General features: G+C 64.4%; 14 protein-coding genes and 2 pseudogenes. 6 read left to right on the top strand and 10 right to left on the bottom strand.

Features of this window, described 5'->3' with window-relative positions; genetic code table 11:
• Nucleotides 1–2: 2 nt before the first annotated feature.
• Nucleotides 3–2,921: an RHS repeat-associated core domain-containing protein gene (locus tag ACSQ89_RS32995; RefSeq protein WP_436296866.1), complete on the bottom strand. Its 2,919-nt coding sequence runs from the start codon at nt 2,919–2,921 to the stop codon at nt 3–5.
• 155 nt (nt 2,922–3,076) lie between these two features.
• Between ACSQ89_RS32995 and ACSQ89_RS32990 the strand changes: the two genes are divergently transcribed.
• Nucleotides 3,077–3,310 (top strand): hypothetical protein, encoded by a 234-nt coding sequence (locus ACSQ89_RS32990; protein ID WP_436295533.1) that lies wholly within the window; start codon nt 3,077–3,079, stop codon nt 3,308–3,310.
• Between the two features lie 78 nt (nt 3,311–3,388).
• Here ACSQ89_RS32990 and ACSQ89_RS32985 read toward each other — a convergent pair whose 3' ends face one another.
• The 6 genes from ACSQ89_RS32985 to ACSQ89_RS32960 all read right to left on the bottom strand — a co-directional run bounded on the left by ACSQ89_RS32985 (nt 3,389) and on the right by ACSQ89_RS32960 (nt 9,486).
• Nucleotides 3,389–3,580: a hypothetical protein gene (locus tag ACSQ89_RS32985; RefSeq protein ID WP_436296865.1), complete on the bottom strand. Its 192-nt coding sequence runs from the start codon at nt 3,578–3,580 to the stop codon at nt 3,389–3,391.
• A 381-nt stretch (nt 3,581–3,961) separates the two neighbouring features.
• On the bottom strand, nt 3,962–4,990 hold the full coding sequence (locus ACSQ89_RS32980) for a YeiH family protein (protein WP_436295530.1): 1,029 nt from the start codon (nt 4,988–4,990) through the stop codon (nt 3,962–3,964).
• 22 nt (nt 4,991–5,012) lie between these two features.
• Nucleotides 5,013–6,218 (bottom strand): cystathionine beta-lyase, encoded by a 1,206-nt coding sequence (metC, locus tag ACSQ89_RS32975; RefSeq protein WP_436295529.1) that lies wholly within the window; start codon nt 6,216–6,218, stop codon nt 5,013–5,015.
• Between the two features lie 7 nt (nt 6,219–6,225).
• On the bottom strand, nt 6,226–7,218 hold the full coding sequence (locus ACSQ89_RS32970; RefSeq protein ID WP_093110299.1) for a Bug family tripartite tricarboxylate transporter substrate binding protein: 993 nt from the start codon (nt 7,216–7,218) through the stop codon (nt 6,226–6,228).
• Between the two features lie 40 nt (nt 7,219–7,258).
• Nucleotides 7,259–8,860, bottom strand: coding sequence for a rhodanese-like domain-containing protein (locus ACSQ89_RS32965; RefSeq protein ID WP_436297267.1), 1,602 nt, complete (start codon nt 8,858–8,860; stop codon nt 7,259–7,261).
• A gap of 35 nt (nt 8,861–8,895) precedes the next feature.
• Nucleotides 8,896–9,486, bottom strand: a complete 591-nt coding sequence (locus tag ACSQ89_RS32960; RefSeq protein WP_436295528.1) for a hypothetical protein — start codon at nt 9,484–9,486, stop codon at nt 8,896–8,898.
• Nucleotides 9,487–9,590: 104 nt separating this feature from the next.
• Here ACSQ89_RS32960 and ACSQ89_RS32955 point away from each other — a divergent pair, with 104 nt between their 5' ends.
• The gene (locus ACSQ89_RS32955) at nt 9,591–10,460 is read left to right on the top strand and encodes a LysR substrate-binding domain-containing protein (RefSeq protein WP_093110302.1); all 870 of its coding nucleotides are present in this window, start codon (nt 9,591–9,593) and stop codon (nt 10,458–10,460) included.
• 110 nt (nt 10,461–10,570) lie between these two features.
• Nucleotides 10,571–10,768, top strand: coding sequence for a hypothetical protein (locus ACSQ89_RS32950; RefSeq protein ID WP_436295527.1), 198 nt, complete (start codon nt 10,571–10,573; stop codon nt 10,766–10,768).
• 148 nt (nt 10,769–10,916) lie between these two features.
• On the opposite strand, the pseudogene ACSQ89_RS32945 reads toward ACSQ89_RS32950, so the two are convergent.
• Both ACSQ89_RS32945 and ACSQ89_RS32940 read right to left on the bottom strand, forming a co-directional pair.
• Nucleotides 10,917–11,339, bottom strand: a pseudogene (locus ACSQ89_RS32945) (transposase); the annotation flags it as partial.
• A 417-nt stretch (nt 11,340–11,756) separates the two neighbouring features.
• Nucleotides 11,757–12,308, bottom strand: a pseudogene (locus tag ACSQ89_RS32940) (IS5 family transposase); the annotation flags it as partial.
• 180 nt (nt 12,309–12,488) lie between these two features.
• Here ACSQ89_RS32940 and ACSQ89_RS32935 point away from each other — a divergent pair.
• A complete protein-coding gene (locus ACSQ89_RS32935; protein WP_093110303.1) occupies nt 12,489–12,854 on the top strand; it encodes an ArsR/SmtB family transcription factor in 366 nt (121 codons plus the stop codon).
• Nucleotides 12,855–12,864: 10 nt separating this feature from the next.
• Nucleotides 12,865–13,350, top strand: a complete 486-nt coding sequence (locus ACSQ89_RS32930; protein ID WP_093110380.1) for an SRPBCC family protein — start codon at nt 12,865–12,867, stop codon at nt 13,348–13,350.
• 564 nt (nt 13,351–13,914) lie between these two features.
• Here ACSQ89_RS32930 and ACSQ89_RS32925 read toward each other — a convergent pair.
• Entirely contained in the window at nt 13,915–14,787 is an 873-nt protein-coding gene (locus tag ACSQ89_RS32925) for an MBL fold metallo-hydrolase (protein ID WP_093110304.1), read from the bottom strand.
• 70 nt (nt 14,788–14,857) lie between these two features.
• On the opposite strand from ACSQ89_RS32925, the gene ACSQ89_RS32920 reads away from it, so the two are divergent.
• A complete protein-coding gene (locus tag ACSQ89_RS32920) occupies nt 14,858–16,255 on the top strand; it encodes an MmgE/PrpD family protein (protein ID WP_436296864.1) in 1,398 nt (465 codons plus the stop codon).
• The last annotated feature ends 64 nt before the right edge of the window (nt 16,256–16,319 follow it).

The raw sequence follows: 16,319 nt of genomic DNA, 5'->3' as shown, positions 1-16,319 counted from the left end.
GATCACCACCGTACTCTAGTGCCACCGCATGCTTGAGAAACTTGGCCCATCTTGCACGCGCCCATAGATCCGCCGGTCAAGCGCTCAAGCTCCTTTCGCCGCCGTACATTGCTCGTTCCCCTCAATTCTTGCATCCACTCGAAGCAAATGTTCTCGGCTTCACGCCATTCCTTTTGGCAATCTGCATCACTCGGCTGACTGCTGCTCATGCACCAATCCACAGCTCTCGACAGCGCCGGCTCGATGCGAGGATAGATCAGCGTCCCCCCCGCATAACCACCTGCGCCAGCAAGGCCCACAGCACAGGCGGCAGGATTTGCCAGGCACGCGGCCGTGAGGGATGGAATCCCCATCTGCAAAGGCAAGGTCTCTTCAACTAGCCCGGTCGGGTCGATCGCACTGAGCGGATTGCTGTCGACATACCCGAATCTGTTCCAACCACCAACTAGCCCGATAGGATCCGCCTGACTGTACCGCCCAGTCCTGCTGTCATAGCTCCGAAAGTAGTTGTAGAACAGCCCGCTTTCCTTGTCGGCGGTCTGACCGGGGTAGCGCAGATTGAATTCCAGATCCCCTGGCGCAGGCGCGACGTTGGCGAATTTCCTGCTCGCCACGGTCGGCTGCGCATCCCCGAATGCCGAGTACGTCCACTGCCAGGCAAGTGGCCCATCCCAGGCGGTCAGCTGCCGAGGCGTGTTCAGGTGGTCGGCATGCACCGCATACCGCGCGGTCTCCGTGAGCATCATGACCGGGATGGGCCCGTTGGCAGTGGGCATCCAGATGTAGAACGCCACCCCTGAGCTGTTGGCTCCGCCCATGCCCTGCTCGCCCAGCAGCGTCCCATCCTCGTCGTACGCGTATGCGAAGCCCAGGTTCTCCGCGGGCACCACCGTCGGGCTCCACATGCTGGTGAAGAACGCGATCAATGAAGCCATGAAGCCCTGGTCGCTCTCGTCGCCTTCCGCCGGCGGGTACAGCGGCTCGGTCTTGAAGACGCGCTGGCCCAGCGCGTTATGCGCATAGCGCGTCGTCGGCGACTCGTCGCTGGCACCGGTGGTCACCGCGCTCAGGCGGCCTTCGGCGTCGTAGGTGAAGGTGCGCAGCCCATCGTTGGTCAGGTCGCCATTGGCGTTGTAGCCGTAGCTCACGCTGGTGCTCGCGCCGCCGCTGGTCTGCGCGAAGCCCAACAGGCGGTTGCCCCCGGTCTGCACGGTATAGGTTCGGCTGGTGGTCTGTCCGCCTGCGGTCTGCGAGCTGCTCAGGCGGTTGCCGTTCGCGTCGTAGGTGAAGCTCGCGGTGTTGTCGGGTGCGTCGAAGCTGACGACGCGACCAACGGCGTCATAGCCGACGCTCCAGGTCACCGGTGCAATGCTCACCGTCGTATCCGGATCGGCCGGGTTGTCGGGCTTCGCAACCTGCTGCGTAAGCGCCTGCACGCGGCCGGCCGCGTCGTATGTGTACTGCAGGATCGCTTGGCCACCTGCAGTCACTTGCGTCAACCGCCCGGCAGTGTCATACGTCCTAGTCGTGGCGACGTTCGACGCTACCTGGCCGAGGAAGTTGTTGCCGAAGGCCCAGGTCCAGCCGGTGGGCTGGCCCATCGGGTTCCAGGTGATGTTGGTGATCTGCGGCACGCCCCGGAAGTCGATTCGCACCAGCCGCCCGGTGGCGTCGTAGAAGTACTGGGTGGGGTAGCCACCCGGATTGATCATGCTCTCTCGCAAGCCGGCGGCGTTGTAGCTGTAGTGGATGCTGCCGGTGAGCCCGTTGGGAAACGACTGGCTCTTCTGGACCACGCGGCCGAACACATCGCGCCTGAAGCTCGTGATGCCCGAGCGATCCTCGATCTCCGACAGGTAGCCCTTGCTCGCGTTCGAGGCTCCGGCGTTGTAGGTGCTTCCGGTGAGGTCGTAGCGCAGGATCGTGGTCTTGCCGTCGGCGAAGCCCAGGCTGGTGGGCCGGCCCAGGGCATCGCGCTGGATCGTGGTGGCCTGGCTAAGGGCATCGACGATCTGGCTCGGCAAGCCCAGTGCGTCGTACTGCGTGCTGCGTGCCCCGGCATCCGCGCTGCTCTCGGAGACGGCGTTGCCCAGCGAATCTCGCGCATAGCTCGTGGTGGAGCCCTTGAAGTCGCTCGCGGCAGTGACGGCATCCAGCGCGTTCCAGCTCAGGCTGGTGGTCGCGTTCGCGGCGTTGGTGATGCTCTTGACCCGGCGCAGAGGATCGAGGCCGTACTGCGTGCTCTGGCTCAGGCCGTTGGTCTCGGTGATGAGTTCACCGTTGGCGTCGTAGCCGAAGCCCATCGTCTGGTTGGAGCCTTCGGTCCGTGCGGCGACGCGATTGATGTTGTTGATGGTGCGCGCGGTCGTCCAGGCCACTGCGCCGGATGAATCCTTGATCTGCTCGGCCGTCCGGTTGCCCATCGCGTCCAGTGTGAAGCTGCCCTGCTCCCCTCGGTTGTTGCTCCAGCCAGTCAGGCGGTGGGCGGCGTCGTAGGTGTAGCTGAGCACCAGGCCTGTAGGCAGCGCGAGCGTGGCGATCGTGCCCGTGGGGTTGTAGGTGAGCGTGGTGGTCTGCTGGCCGCCCACGGTCTGGCTGAGCAGGCGGTCTCGGGCGTCGTACGTGTAGGTGGTGACCAGGCCGTTGGGCGCCGTGCTGCTCGTGACGCGGTTGGCCGTGTCGTAGCTGTAGAGGGTCTCGTGACCGAGTGCATTCACGGCCTTGGTCAGATTGCCCAGCGTGTCATAGGTGTAGCTGGTGCCTGCGCCGTTGGGCTCGGTCTGCGTGGCGGGCAGGCCCTGGGGGTTGTAGGTCCACTGCCAGAGCCGGTCTTGGCCGGTAGCCGTGTCAGTGATCGTTCGCGAGAGGGGGTTGCCTTGGGTGTCGTAGGTGTAGGCAAGCGTGCGACCGGTCTCAGTCACCAGTACGGGCAAGGCGAAGGTGCTGTGCCACTGCGTGGCGACAGTCTGTTCCTCTGGTGTACCCACCGCGCGCGTGACGGAAAGAGGCAGGCGGCGCGCCACATCCCAAGGGACTTGATCAAGCCTTCGCACAGAAGATCGAGGTGTCGCCCAGCATGTGGAGCCAGATCAAGAGTTCACGCCCCATCGGCGACACGCTCGCCAGGCAGATCGAGCGGCACTGCGAGGTCGAGATCGGATGGCTTGACAGGGAGGATCTGGCCGCCGACATACCCGACCCCGCGGAAGAGCGATTCATTGCTGCGGCGAGGCAGGCGTGGCGCGGCGCCAATGCCAGAGGGAAGAGGGATCTGAGTCGGTTGCTGCAAGGGATGGCGAGAAGCGAGTGATTCGCGCCTGCGTCCGGTTCGTTGTGGAGCAGCAACCTGGGCTTGGTGAAGTGCCCCAGCTTTTCCTCGCGCCTGCCTTCAGCAGGCGCACGAGGCGGGTTGCGTCATCAGTTCGCAGGCCTGCACGAACAACGCGGGGGCAGCCACGCCGAGCGGCGTGGCGTCGAAGACGATCCAACCCTCGCGCCCTGCGGAAAGGGAGCCGGCGTTGACCTGCGGCCCTGGTTCGGGTATCCCGTCGCGCAAGGTCAGTGCCTCGCCCGCTTGCAAGTCGATCTCGCTCTGCCTAGTCAGACCGGCAGCGCAACGTACCTGGCCCGGGATTTTTTCTCCTGATGGTTCGCCACCAGCATTCGGCGCTGTTGCGCATTGGTCCGGAACTGATGTTGCCAGCGGGGCCTGCTGCCCTCTTCCCCACCTGACTCGTCTTATTCCGATGTTTCGCACCCTGCTCAAGTCCAAGATGCACCGCGTCACTGTCACCGAGCGAACTGCACTACGAAGGCTCCTGCGCCCGAGTCATATTCGAGATGCGATAGAGGCTCGCAATCGAAACTTGGACGGTTTCGAGATTGATCCCGTGTAGGTCCGATGGTGGTGGCCGGAGGGGCGCGCTCATCCGATTCGGAGAGCCGTGGTTGCGTTCGGCACTCATGGCCTAAATACCCACAGATAGGCCAACACGACGGCAGCAAGCCACAAAGTGGCGACGATCATCAGCGCCATGGGACGCCAGCCCAGCTTCACCAGTTCCCCCAATGAGGTTTTGATGCCCAGTGCCGAAATGGCGACCACCAGACAGGTGCGCGAGACCTGACCTAACACGTCAGTGACCTCTGGCGTAACGAAGCCTGTACTGTTGACCAGCACCAGGGCGACGAAGCCCACTAAAAAAAATGGCAGTAGCGGCGCCCGCCGGCCCGCGCCTGCTGCTGTGTACCCACTGCTGCGCCGCCAGTAGAAGGCCAGTGCGGCCACGACTGGCACCAGCAGCGTGACGCGGACCAGCTTGACGATCAATGCGACGTCTCCGGTGGGATGCGACAGCATCAGCCCCGCGCCCACCACTTGGGCAACGTCATGGATGGTGCCGCCCAGAAAAATGCCAGCGCTGGTGTCGCTGAACCCGAGCTGCTGGGCCAGCAGCGGATAAACAACCATGGCGAGGGTGGACAGCCCTGTGACGCCCACCACGGCCACCAAGGTGTGGCGCTCGCCATCTTGCGACTTTGGCATCACCGCCGACACGGCAAGCGCGGCCGACGCGCCGCAGATGGACACGGCCGCGCCACACAGCAGGCCGAAGTCTGTCCGCAAGCCCAGCCGTCTCGCCAGCCACGCGCCCAGCACGATCGTGCTGGCAATGCTTAAAACGGCCAGTGCCAGCGGTCCGGCGCCCAGCTGTCCGATCTGGGACAGCGTGATGCGCGCGCCCAGCAGGGCCACGCCGATGCGCAACAGCGATTTGGCGCAGAACTCGATGCCGGGGCGGCAGCGTTCGTCCTCATGCAGGAAGTGGAAGGCCAGTCCGAGCAGCAACGCGTAGAGCAGTTGCGGCCCACCGTAATGCTCGGAGAGGAACGTCGCGCCCAGCATGATCAGCAGCGGCGCGGCTAGGCCGGGCCACAGGCTTCGGGTCCCGGCAATCCAGGGGTGCGTGAGGGCGCGGACGCCAGACATGCGCATCACTGCTGTCGAAGCTTCAGGAGGCCAGTGCGGCAAATCCCTGCGCCAGGTCGGCAATCAGGTCAGCCGGATCTTCCAGCCCGACATGGAGCCGGATCACCTGTCCGCAGCCAGACCAGTCAGCCACACTGCGGGCGCGATTCATGTCTGCGAGCGCGACCAGGCTTTCATAGCCGCCCCAGGACGCGCCAATGCCGAACAACACGAGACTGTCGATAAGTCGTTCGGCCGCATCACGACGGTAGTCCGGCTGAAGTTCGAAAGAAACCAGGCCGTTGCTTCCCTTGCAATCCCGCTGCCACAGAGCGTGGCCCGGATCGCCGGCAAGGGCCGGGCAGAACACCCTGCCCACTTCGCTACGCGATTGCAGCCAGTGCGCCACCTGAAGACCGTGGCTCTCATGCATGGCCAGGCGGGCGGCCAGACTACGCGCGCCTCGCAGCACCAGCCAGGCATCGTCAGGACTCACGGTCATTCCAAACGCATCACAGCGTTCCGCCACTGGCTGCCAGGCCTGGCGCGTGGTAGCCACCGTGCCCATCATCACGTCAGAGTGGCCCGACAGGTATTTTGTGGCAGCCATGATGGACACGTCCGCGCCCAAGGCCAGCGGCCGGTATTGGCAGCCCGAGCCCCAGGTGTTGTCTGCCACCAGCAACGCGCCGCGTGCCTTCGCCAGCGCGGCCAGGCGAGGCAGGTCACACATTTCGTAGACCAGCGATCCCGGGCATTCGACGTAGATCATTCGCGTACCAGCCTCGAACTTCTCTTCGACGTCGCTGCCGTCGGCCGCGAAAAAAGTGCAGCGGATGTTGTACCGCGCGAGAAAGGAGTCGGCCAGATTGCGAGCCGGCTCGTAGACGCTGTCCGACATGAGGACATGATCACCGGGCTTGAGGTAGGACAGCAGCGTCATGGCGATGGCCGCCAGACCGGTAGGCAACAGGCGCGCGCGCCAGCCGCCTTCCAACTCGCAGACCAGGTCTTCGAGCGCGAACACCGTAGGCGTGCCGCGGGCCCCATAGGTGAACAAGCGCTCGCCGTCGCGCCTGATGCGCAACTCCTGTTGCTGCGCCACGCTTTCAAACAGCACGGTGCTGGCCCGCACCAGCGGTGGGTTCACAGGACGCCCACCGTCGTACTGCGGTTGCTTGCCGGCGTGGACCAGCCGGGTCAACGTAGAGCTTGCGCTCCCTGGGTTTGAGAGAAAGGGCTTGCTCATGCAGGGGCTAGTCCAGACGGGCGCCCGAGAGCTTCACGACGCGCGACCAGCGGGCAATGTCATCCTTCAGCTGTGCAGCAAAGGCGGCGGAACCGTTGGCAACCACGGCGCTGCCGCCGTCGGTGATCAGCTTGGTGACTTCGGGCGTGTTGAGTGCGCGAACGATGCTCCTGTTCAGATAGGCAACGCGATCGGGCGGCGTGCCGGCCGGAGCAAAGAAGCCGTACCAGTCTTCAAAGGTCGTGTTGCGGTAGCCCAGCTCTTCCAGCGTGGGCACCTTCTCGAACACACCGATGCGGCGCGGACTGGTCACCGCCAAGGCGCGCATCTTGCCGCTTTGGATGGAGCCGGCCACCGATGCGGTGGAGGTAATGAGCAGGTCCACCTGGCCACCCAACAGGTCGGTCATCGCCGGGGCCGCGCCCTTGTACGGAACATGGGTCATGGTCATCCCGCTGTCCTTTTCCAGCACCACGCCCACCAGGTGCGAGAGCGTGCCATTGCCAGGCGTGGCATAGGTGACGCGACCAGGTTGCGCCTTTATTTTTTCGACCAGATCGGCAATGGTTTTGAGCGGTGAGTTGCTGGCCACGACCAGCACCAACGGCGCGGCATTGATCTGGGTGATGGGCACAAAGTTCTTCAACGGATCGAAGCCCGGCGCGGCATAGAGCGAGGGATTCACGGCCATCAGCGACACCTGTCCCGTAAGAACCGTGTAGCCGTCGGGTTTGGCCTCGGCTACCGCCTTCGCGCCGATGTTGCCGCCGGCGCCCGCGCGGTTGTCCACCACAGCGGACTGGCCAATGATCTCCGGGAGGCGACTGGTCACGAAACGCGTGCTGGCGTCATTGCCGCCGCCAGGCGGAAACGGGGAGACGAACTTGATCGGCTGGTTCGGAAACTCGCCCACCTGCGGCATGGGCTGGGCTGATGCACCCTGCAGGACACACAGGCTCCAGCAGAGCGAGGCGGCGGTGAGTTTGATCTTGGCAAGCATGGCGGTCTCCCGTGAAGTGAAGGGCAGTTGACTCAGGCGATCAAGCGGAAGGTGAGGACGGGTGCGGCGGCAGAGCGGGCAGCAAACGGAACGCGCCCAGTTCCAGCGCGTCCAGTTGGCCAACCAGGTTGACCTCCCAGGCGAGGTACTGGCGCGCCGCCTCCTTGTTGCCGTCGTGCCGGTCGTGGACGAAGAACAAGAAATCGATGCAATCGCTGTCGGGAAGCGCGCCGTCACCGGCGCGCAGTGGCAGCCCCGCAGCTTGCCAATTCGCCGTGCCGCCTTCGAGCAGGCTGGCGTGCAGGCCGAGCTCCGCAAGGTCAATGGCCGCGCAGCCCGCTACCGCGGGATCGTCCGCAATCAGCACCACCGGCCGCTGCTCGCCAGCCAAGGCGGCGGTCAGGCGCGGACGGATCGACCAACGCGTGCCTGCAATGTGCCCCTTGCGAAACTGCATGCTGGGCCGCAAGTCGATGGCGGCCACGCCGCGCCCGGCCAGACCCGCAGCCAATGCCTTCGGGCTGATGGACGGCAGCGGCGGCAACGGCGCAATCTCGGCCGGAGGGAGCGCGAGTCCGCTGTCCAGGCCCTGGTCCAGCACGCTGGCGTCATGGCCCATCTGGCGCAACCAGCTCGCCACCGTACGAGCACGAATACCGTCCGAATCGAACACCACCAGTCGGGCATGGCGCACACCCAGGTACTGGTCGTTGGCCTGCATCAGTTGGCCGCCCGGCGTGTGCTGGGCGCCGGGCAGGCTGCCCTTGGCGAATTCTTCGGGAGTGCGCACGTCGCACAAAAACAAGGTGCGCTGCGGATCGACCGCCCACGTGCGCACGGTGTCCGCGGTGACTGTAGGCACTTCGAAGCGCCGGGCCAATGCGCTGGCCGCTGCCTGCATGGCGCTTTTTGCGGCGGGTTCGTCCGCATTGCCGTAGCGGCGGCTTCCCCCATGCTCCAACGCCAGGTCGGCCAAGTGCCAACCTTGCGTGCCGTTCTCCAGCGCGAACACCGGGTTGGGCAAACCCAGATTGATCAGCGTCTGCGCGCCGATGATGCTGCGCGTGCGCCCTGCGCAGTTGATCACGATGCGGGTCTTCTCGCTCGGAACGAGGCTGCGGATGCGCAGGGCCAGCTCGCCGTTGGGGCAATTGATGGCCGTCGGGATGTTCATCTTCTGGAACTCGGTGAACGGCCGTCCGTCGAGCACCACGACGTCTTCCTTGCGCTCCAGCATCGCCGCCAGATCATTCGCGCCGACATGTGGCGTGCGATAGACCTGCTCGGCCAATTCACCAAAGGTCTTGGATGGAACATTGACGCCGGCAAACAGCGGAAATCCCGCAGCCTGCCAGCCCGCCGTGCCGCCACGGAGCACATGGACATCGGTGTAACCCAGCGCTACCAGGCGCTGCGCAGCTGTCAACGCAACGCCATCTCCGCCATCGTGAACGACAAGGCGCACACTTTTGCGCGGCGCCAGGCGAGGAGCCTCGATCTCCAGCCGGCTATAAGGCAGGGAGATGCCGTAGAACAGGTGAGCTTGGCCATACTGGCCGTGCTCGCGCACATCGAACAGCGCTATCTCGCGCCCGTCGTGCAGCCAGGCCTTGAGCGTGGCCGCTTCTACCCAGGATGTCATTGCAACTGCGAGGGTTGGCGCGTGGTCGGGCGCGTTCATGAGCGTCGGGTCGGCACGCCGATGGACATGGTCTCGCAGGTGCCTTTTTCCATGTCGTAGGCGGTCCGCGCGTTCAGCGTCTCCAGCGCGCGGCCATACATGTGCAGGTGGCGGATGACCTGGCCGACCGGGATCTCCACGGAGTGGATGTCATCGGGCATCAACGCGATGCCGGTGCCGGGTTCTACCGTCATGGAGCCGGTCTGCTTGAGTTGAGCCTTGCCCGGCGCCGAGCCATCGTCTTGGCGCTCATAGAGGCGGTTGACCTCGATCCCTTCCACCGCGCTGATACAGGCCCAGGTGGTGTGGTTGTGGGGCACGATCCGCTTGCCTGGGCGCATGACATTCAGGTAGAGCGCGAAGCTCTGATCAGCGTCTTCGGCAATCAGGTAGCGAGCCTGCAGTTCGTCGCCTTGGGGCGCGGCGAACTCACTGGCGCTCCACCACTCTTTGCACGCCGCGAGCTGGTTGAGGGCAACCAGCACCGCGGCCAGAGACTCGCGCGTGGGTTCGCCATTACCAACAGAATCTTTAATGTTTCGAATGCTTTCCGCAACCGCTTGTTTGCGCTGCTCTGCTACGCTCATGAAGGTTTCCTAAGTGAAATAAGGCCTGACTGGACTTACTTTAGGCAAACCAGTTACGCCCAACAAGCGAGAAGCCAAAGCAAATACATTAGACTTATTAATATATGGACACCCTGGATCTGGAATTGCTCAGGGCCTTGGTGGCCATTGACGAGCAAGACAGCTTCGCCGCCGCCGCTGTGCGCCTGTCCAAAACGCAATCCGCGGTGACGCAGCAAATGCAGCGGCTGGAGGACCAGATCGGCCGCCCCCTGTTTGAAAAGCACGGACGCCACAAACGCCTGACGCCACATGGACAAAAGCTGCTGGAATATGCGCGGCACCTATTGACGATCAATGACGAGGCTCTGCGCAGCTTGCAGCAGGGCCACCTCGAAGGCGTGCTGCGCATAGGTGCACCGCACGACGTGGCCGACACCATGCTGCCACCGCTGCTGGCGCAGGTGGCGCGCGCTTCACCGCTGCTGCAGTTGGACATCCAAGTGGGCCGAAGCCCCTTCCTCATGGAGTCGCTCAAGCGCGGAGAGATCGACATGACGATCTCCAACCGCCACGACGCCACGCTGGAGGGCGTGGTGTTGCGCACATCGCCAACCGTGTGGCTGTGTTCGGCCAACTATATGCATGACCGCGTCAAGCCGCTGCCGCTGATCCTGGTGGAAGGACCCAGCGTGTTCCACAAGATGGCACGTGAGGCGCTGGACGCCGCCGGGATCCGCTGGACGGCCAGCTACACCGCCTCGAGCTTGATAGGTATCAAGGCTGCTCTGCGTGCCGGCTTAGGCGTGACTGCGCGCGGTGTCGAGCTGGTGGGTGCGGACCTACGCGTGCTGGGCGAAAATGACGGTCTACCCCGCCTTCCCGACTTGGCCTACCACTTATTCATCCGCAGGAACGTCATCAGTCCGCGTACCCGCAAGGTGTTTGACATGCTCAAGGCGAACTTGGGGTTGATCGGCAGTGCGGCACTTTGAGAAGGTTGCGAATTCTTCTCCAACACCGCAGGAACAATGACTCGCTGGTGCTAGCCGATGGCAAGAACGGCGAATGGACGCCGCATGACCTGCGTCGAACCGCCTCCACGATGAAGCAGGCGCTGCGCGTCAGCCCGGACGTGATTGATCGCTGCCAGAACCACGTGTTGCCAGGCAGCAAAGTGCGCAGGCACTATCTGCATCATGACTACGCCGAAGAAAAGCGTGAGGCATGGCAGCGACTCGGTCAGCGCATTGACGCCATCTTGACGGCCAACAACGTTGTGCCGCTGCAGCGGACGGCTTAGGGCAACGCTGAAAAAGCCGCCGATTTGATTGGTTCATCGGCGAGGGGTTTGCGCATTGCGGGATTGAGGGCCGGAGAGGAGCGATTTCGAGGCGATTGGGCGCCATGGGTGCTCGCGCAGGGGCGCTGGGCGCCCATTGTGGACGCACTCATGCCATGAGGCGCTGACGCGCCAAGTAGATGTTGGCCAAGCTCAGGGCCACGAACGAGCGCGTGGCGTTCTTGGCCAGGCCGCGGTAGCGCACCTTGGTGAAACCCCACAGCCGCTTGACCACCGCGAAGACGTGCTCCACCCGAGCCCGCACCCTGGACTTGTTGCGGTTCTTCGAGCGCTCGGCCTCGTCGATCTCGCCGCCCTTGCGCACGCGCTGGTTGGTGAAGTCACGCGCCCGCGGCGCCTTGGACTCGACCAGCGACTTCTGGCTGGCGTAGGCGCTGTCACCATAGACACGCTGCTCGTTGCCATGCAGCAGATCCGGTAGCGGGTGCTTGTCATGCACGTTGGCCGCCGTGACCACGGCGCTGTGCGCCAACCCCGTGCGGCCGTCCACGCCGATGTGCATCTTCATGCCTAATGTGGCGTTGGTCCATATGTGGCGCCAAGCGGCGTCGCCCTCGGGAGGCCGTTTGCTGAGCGCCACATAAATTTCCAATCACAACGGTCGCCGGAACTACATGATGTGCGGCCGGGTATGCCACGGCTTGCTTGACGGGTGGAACCGAATCGCTGGTGGCACCCGACGCAGCGAAGTGCGCGACAAAGCGGCCTCGCTCCTTGGCCGCCGGTCCAACGAGATGCCGGGCCACGACGGGCGGATACCGATACAGAGTCTCGAACATGATCGGATCTCCCTTGTGAACTGAGGGAATCCGAGACTACGTCGCCGTGAAACTTATGTGGCGCTCATCGACCAATCTCCAGACGGCGGACTCGCTGGGCGCCACGTATGGACCAACGCCACATTAGGGATGAGATGTGGTCGACCACATTTCAGCCCGAAGAACCATTGCTGGCCCTTGCGCGTCTGGTGCATCTCGGGGTCGCGCGCCTCGTCGGCGTTCTTCGTCGAGCTGGGCGCACCGATGATGGTGGCGTCCACGATGGTGCCCGTGCCCACCTTCAGGCCCCGGGCCTGCAGCACCTGGCCGACCGTGGCAAACAGCCGCTCGCCCAGTTGATGCTTCTCCAGCAGACGACGAAGCTTCAGCAACGTCGTGCCGTCGGGCACGCGCTCTCGGCCCAGATCAATGCCCACGAAGCCGCGCAGTGCCGTGCTGTCCAGCAGCGCCTCTTCACAAGCCTCATCGGCCAGGTTGAACCAGTGCTGCACGAAGTACATCCGCAGCATGCGCTCCAGGCCCACTGGCGGGCGGCCGTTGCCGGACTTCGGGTAGTGCGGTTCGATCACCTCGCACAGTGCGTGCCAGGGAACGATCTCGTTCATCGTCGCAAGGAACACATCGCGCTTGGTTGCTCGGCGGTACTGTTCGAATCCGGCGCCTTGATCGGCTGCTGCGGCAAGGGTTTGTTGCTCATCCAACTACAACGCAACGACGCAAGGGTGGTGGACTTTTTTTAATTCCGAAGCTACGGGCCTGGGGATCGCCGAGTCGATTGAATCTGCATCAAGATGGGGTCGATTTGGGGGAAGGCGGCCGGCAGCGCAGCGCGCGCTCGGCCTCCCCTTGCATGCCGCCAATCCGTGTGTATACTGAACTGCATGGTTCAGTATAGCCGGGCCCGCTTCGATGCCTCGTTCGCCGCGTTCTCGGACGCCACCCGACGCGGCGTTCTGGAGCAGCTCGGAGGTGCAGACGCTTCAATCACGGACCTTGCCGAGAAGTTCCACATGACCCTCACGGGCATGAAGAAGCATGTCGGCGTCTTGGAGCAGGCGGGGCTCGTCACCACGGAGAAGGTCGGGCGCGTGCGGACCTGCAAGCTCGGCCTGCGCCGACTTGAGGAAGAGGCGGCATGGATCGAGAGGTACCACCAGCTCTGGGACGCCCGCTTCGACGAGCTGGACAAGGTTGTCGAGGAACTGAAACGGAAGGAGAAGGTCGATGGACGCAAGAAGAGAGAGTGAGCCTACCCTCATGAAGAACCGCACGACAGTGGAACGGAAATCCGAGCGTGAGCTAGTCGTTACGCGAACCTTCAACGGCTCGGCGCGCATCGTGTTCGAGGCGTGGACCAAGCCCGAGCTGCTCAAGCGGTGGTGGGCACCGAAGTCGACAGGCGTGTCCCTGCTTTCCTGCGAGGCGGATGTTCGTGTCGGGGGCAGGTACCGTTTCGAGTTCGGCCACGAAGCCTCAAAGCCTATGGCGTTCTTCGGTAGGTATATCGAAGTGGCACCGCACTCGCGCCTCGTCTGGACCAATGACGAAACTGACGACGGTGCCGTCACCACGGTGACCTTCGAGGAAAAAGGTGGCAAGACGCTGCTGGTCTTGCACGAACTCTATCCCTCGAAGGAAGCTCTCGACGGTGCCATCGTCGGGATGGAAGGCGGGATGCCCGAGCAGTTCGAGCAATTGGACGAGCTTCTCGTCACCCTGAGCGCGAGCGCGGGACGGTCATGAAGTCGTCGATCTCGCGGTGGGCCGCCTGGCTCACCGCCGGCGGTGGGACGGTGTTTGACGGTCCGCGCGAAGTGCCGGGCGGCGGGTTCAGCCATCGCAAGCTGGTGCATGACAGCTATCAACCCAAGTGGTTGGAATATGAGTGCGTCCACAATGGGCGCCCAGCGCCCCTGCGCGGGCACCCATGGCGCCCAATCGCCTCGAAATCGCTCCTCTCCGGCCCTCAATCCCGCAATGCGCAAACCCCTCGTCGATGAACCAATCAAATCGGCGGCTTTTTCAGCGTTGCCTTTAGACAGGAGCCGCGGAGCCGCGGCAATTGGGCCGCAGCGACGCCACCACGAGTATATCTGGCAGCGTGAAGCCCACTCGGCCGCGGCGCAGTCGCTGCGTGTCGTCAGCCTGGTGCGCGCAGTGCGCGTTTTCAGACTCAATGCGGGGGGGGCCGAGCCGTTGCAGCATAGCTACGTCAATAGCATTCGTTTCGGCCAAGGGCGTACGCGAGATCGGGGCGAAGACGCAATCGAATACCGCCCCCCAAGTCCTTCTGCCGCCAACGCGTGTTCACAACCGGTCCACGGGAATCTTCAGATAGGCGGTGCCGTTGGCATCCGAAGGCGGCATGCGGCCGCCGCGCATGTTGACCTGCACCGACGGCAGCATCAGCGTCGGCAAAGCCAGCGTGGCGTCGCGAGCCTGGCGGCGCGCAACGAATACCGCCTCGAGTACGCCGTCGCGCACATGGATGTTGTCAGCGCGCTGTTGTGCGACAGAGGTGATGCAGGTTGCCTCGCGGTGCGCGGGCGGGTAGTCGTGGCAAAGGTAGAGCACTGTCTTCAGCGGCAGCGTCAATAGGCGGCGGATCGAACGGAACAAGGTGGGCGCGTCGCCGCCTGGAAAATCGCAGCGGGCCGTGCCCACGTCGGGCATGAACAAGGTGTCGCCCACAAAGACGGCATCCGGGCCGCCCCCCGGATCCGCGATGCGATACGCCACGTCAGCTGGCGTATGACCAGGCACATGCATCGCCTGAGCCTGCAGTCGGCCGATGGAGAAGACCTCGCCATCGGCGAACAGCCGGTTGAACTGCGAGCCGTCCACAGCCATGTCGTCGGCGTTGAAGACACCACGGAATTCACGCTGCACCTCGGTGATGCCCGCGCCGATCGCCAGCGCGCCGCCGAAGCGCCGCTGCAGCCAGGGCGCGCCGGACAGGTGATCCGCATGGGCATGTGTCTCAAGGAGCCACTGCACCCGCAGGCCGTGCGCATCGATGTGCGCGGCAACGGTCTCGACCGGACGCGAATGGGTGCGGCCGGAATTCTGGTCGAAGCCCAGCACCGGGTCGACGACGGCACAGACGCCAGCGCCGTCGTCGACCACATGGGAAAACGTGGCGGTGGACGTATCGAAGAAGGATTGAATGGAGAGGCTCATGGAAGTCTCAGCAAGAGGCAGTATTTTATATAATGATATATATTTCATTCAATAAAACATGGTGATCGCCGTGACCACAGCTTCCGCCAACGCGGCCCTGCCCGAATCCACTCTGGTGGCGCACCTGTTCGATCAGGCGGCGCAGCCGTTGCGGGCAGTTACGCGCGCGCGACTGGCGCAGGCACTGCTGGACTGGTTCACCGCCGGCTGGTCGGCTCGGGACTTGCCGGCCGCCGCGACCCTGCGCGGCCTGGGACAGACGCTGATGCCCGGCGCGGGCCAGGCGGCGCTGTTCGGAACCAACGCCGCGTGCGCGACACCGCTGGCTGCTGGCTTCGTCAACGCCGGCATCACGCACCTTCGCGAAATCGACGACGCCCACCGTGCGGCGATGCTGCATCCGGGCGTGGTCGCCATCACGCCTGTGCTGGCGCTGGCGTCTTCCCTCAGGCTGACGCGCGAACGCGCCGCACGGGCCATCGTGGCCGGTTACGAAGTCGCACTGCGTTTGGGCGAGGCCTTGGGCGCGCGCCACGCAGGCCAGTTTCACGCGACCGCCACGGCCGGCACCGTCGGCGCAGCCGCTGCGGCCGGCATGGCGATGGGACTGGATGCACCACGGCTGCACCATGCGCTGGGCATCGCCGCCACGCAGGCGGCCGGCCTCTGGCAACTGGTGGACGACGATGCGCACGAGTCCAAGTCGCTGCACCCCGCGTTCGCCGTGCGTAACGGCATGACGGCAGCATACGCCGCTCAGGTCGGCCTGCCGGGCGCGCGAGCCTTCTTTACCGGGCGGCGCGGCATGTACGCCGCGCTCGCGGGCGAAGGTCCATTGACCTCAGTGGATGGGGGGCTGGACGCGCCCGAGCGGCTGCATACAGCCAGCATCAAGGCCTGGCCGGCATGCGCGATGCTTTTCACGCCGCTCGACGCCACGCGCGCGCTCATCGAGGAGCACGCCATCAGCGCCGCCGACGTGCAGTCGATGAAGATCGAGATCTTCCCGCACGCGCTCAAGATCGCTGGTGTGCAGTGGCCCGTCAAGCCGGCCGAGGCTAGCTTCTGCCTGCGCTACGTGCTGGCGGTGCTGCTGCAAAAAGGCGCGCTCGGCATCGCCGACACCGAGGCGCCCGACATTGACAACCCGACGCTGCGTGCGCTAGCCGCGCGCATGTGGGTGCTGCCGAAGAACGAGTTCCAAGAGGCCTTCCCACAGCGCCGCCCAAGCCGGGTGACCATCACGCTGCACGATGGAAGGCAGCTCGCGGCCTACCGTGAACTGCGCCGCGGCGATCCCGAAGACCCCTACACGTGGGCCGGCCTGCAGCAACGCATGCGCACCTTCGTGCCCGCGATGAACGATGCGCAGGCCGCCGCGCTGGGGGCTTGGTGCGAGAGGTTCACGGATGCAACGCAGGACGCAGCGCCCTTCGCGCCGGCCAGCGCGCTGTTCGGCGCAACCTAGCGTCTGCCGCTTCATGCCTGGAAGGCGAAACCGGCACAACGGCTGACCCGTCGGGGCATGCGCG

This window comes from Variovorax sp. LjRoot175 (genome assembly GCF_964253805.1).
Lineage (GTDB): Bacteria > Pseudomonadota > Gammaproteobacteria > Burkholderiales > Burkholderiaceae_C > Variovorax.
This window is presented reverse-complemented; position numbering and strand designations above follow the sequence as displayed.

Bases quoted from the DNA above. Each gene is read 5' to 3' on its own strand.
- ACSQ89_RS32970 (WP_093110299.1), bottom strand. From the start codon at position 7,218: ATGCTTGCCAAGATCAAACTCACCGCCGCCTCGCTCTGCTGGAGCCTG.
- ACSQ89_RS32930 (WP_093110380.1), top strand. From the start codon at position 12,865: ATGAAGAACCGCACGACAGTGGAACGGAAATCCGAGCGTGAGCTAGTC.
- ACSQ89_RS32955 (WP_093110302.1), top strand. From the start codon at position 9,591: ATGGACACCCTGGATCTGGAATTGCTCAGGGCCTTGGTGGCCATTGAC.
- ACSQ89_RS32980 (WP_436295530.1), bottom strand. From the start codon at position 4,990: ATGTCTGGCGTCCGCGCCCTCACGCACCCCTGGATTGCCGGGACCCGA.
- ACSQ89_RS32965 (WP_436297267.1), bottom strand. From the start codon at position 8,860: ATGACATCCTGGGTAGAAGCGGCCACGCTCAAGGCCTGGCTGCACGAC.
- ACSQ89_RS32990 (WP_436295533.1), top strand. From the start codon at position 3,077: ATGTGGAGCCAGATCAAGAGTTCACGCCCCATCGGCGACACGCTCGCC.
- ACSQ89_RS32950 (WP_436295527.1), top strand. From the start codon at position 10,571: ATGAAGCAGGCGCTGCGCGTCAGCCCGGACGTGATTGATCGCTGCCAG.
- ACSQ89_RS32935 (WP_093110303.1), top strand. From the start codon at position 12,489: ATGGTTCAGTATAGCCGGGCCCGCTTCGATGCCTCGTTCGCCGCGTTC.
- ACSQ89_RS32925 (WP_093110304.1), bottom strand. From the start codon at position 14,787: ATGAGCCTCTCCATTCAATCCTTCTTCGATACGTCCACCGCCACGTTT.
- metC (WP_436295529.1), bottom strand. From the start codon at position 6,218: ATGAGCAAGCCCTTTCTCTCAAACCCAGGGAGCGCAAGCTCTACGTTG.
- ACSQ89_RS32960 (WP_436295528.1), bottom strand. From the start codon at position 9,486: ATGAGCGTAGCAGAGCAGCGCAAACAAGCGGTTGCGGAAAGCATTCGA.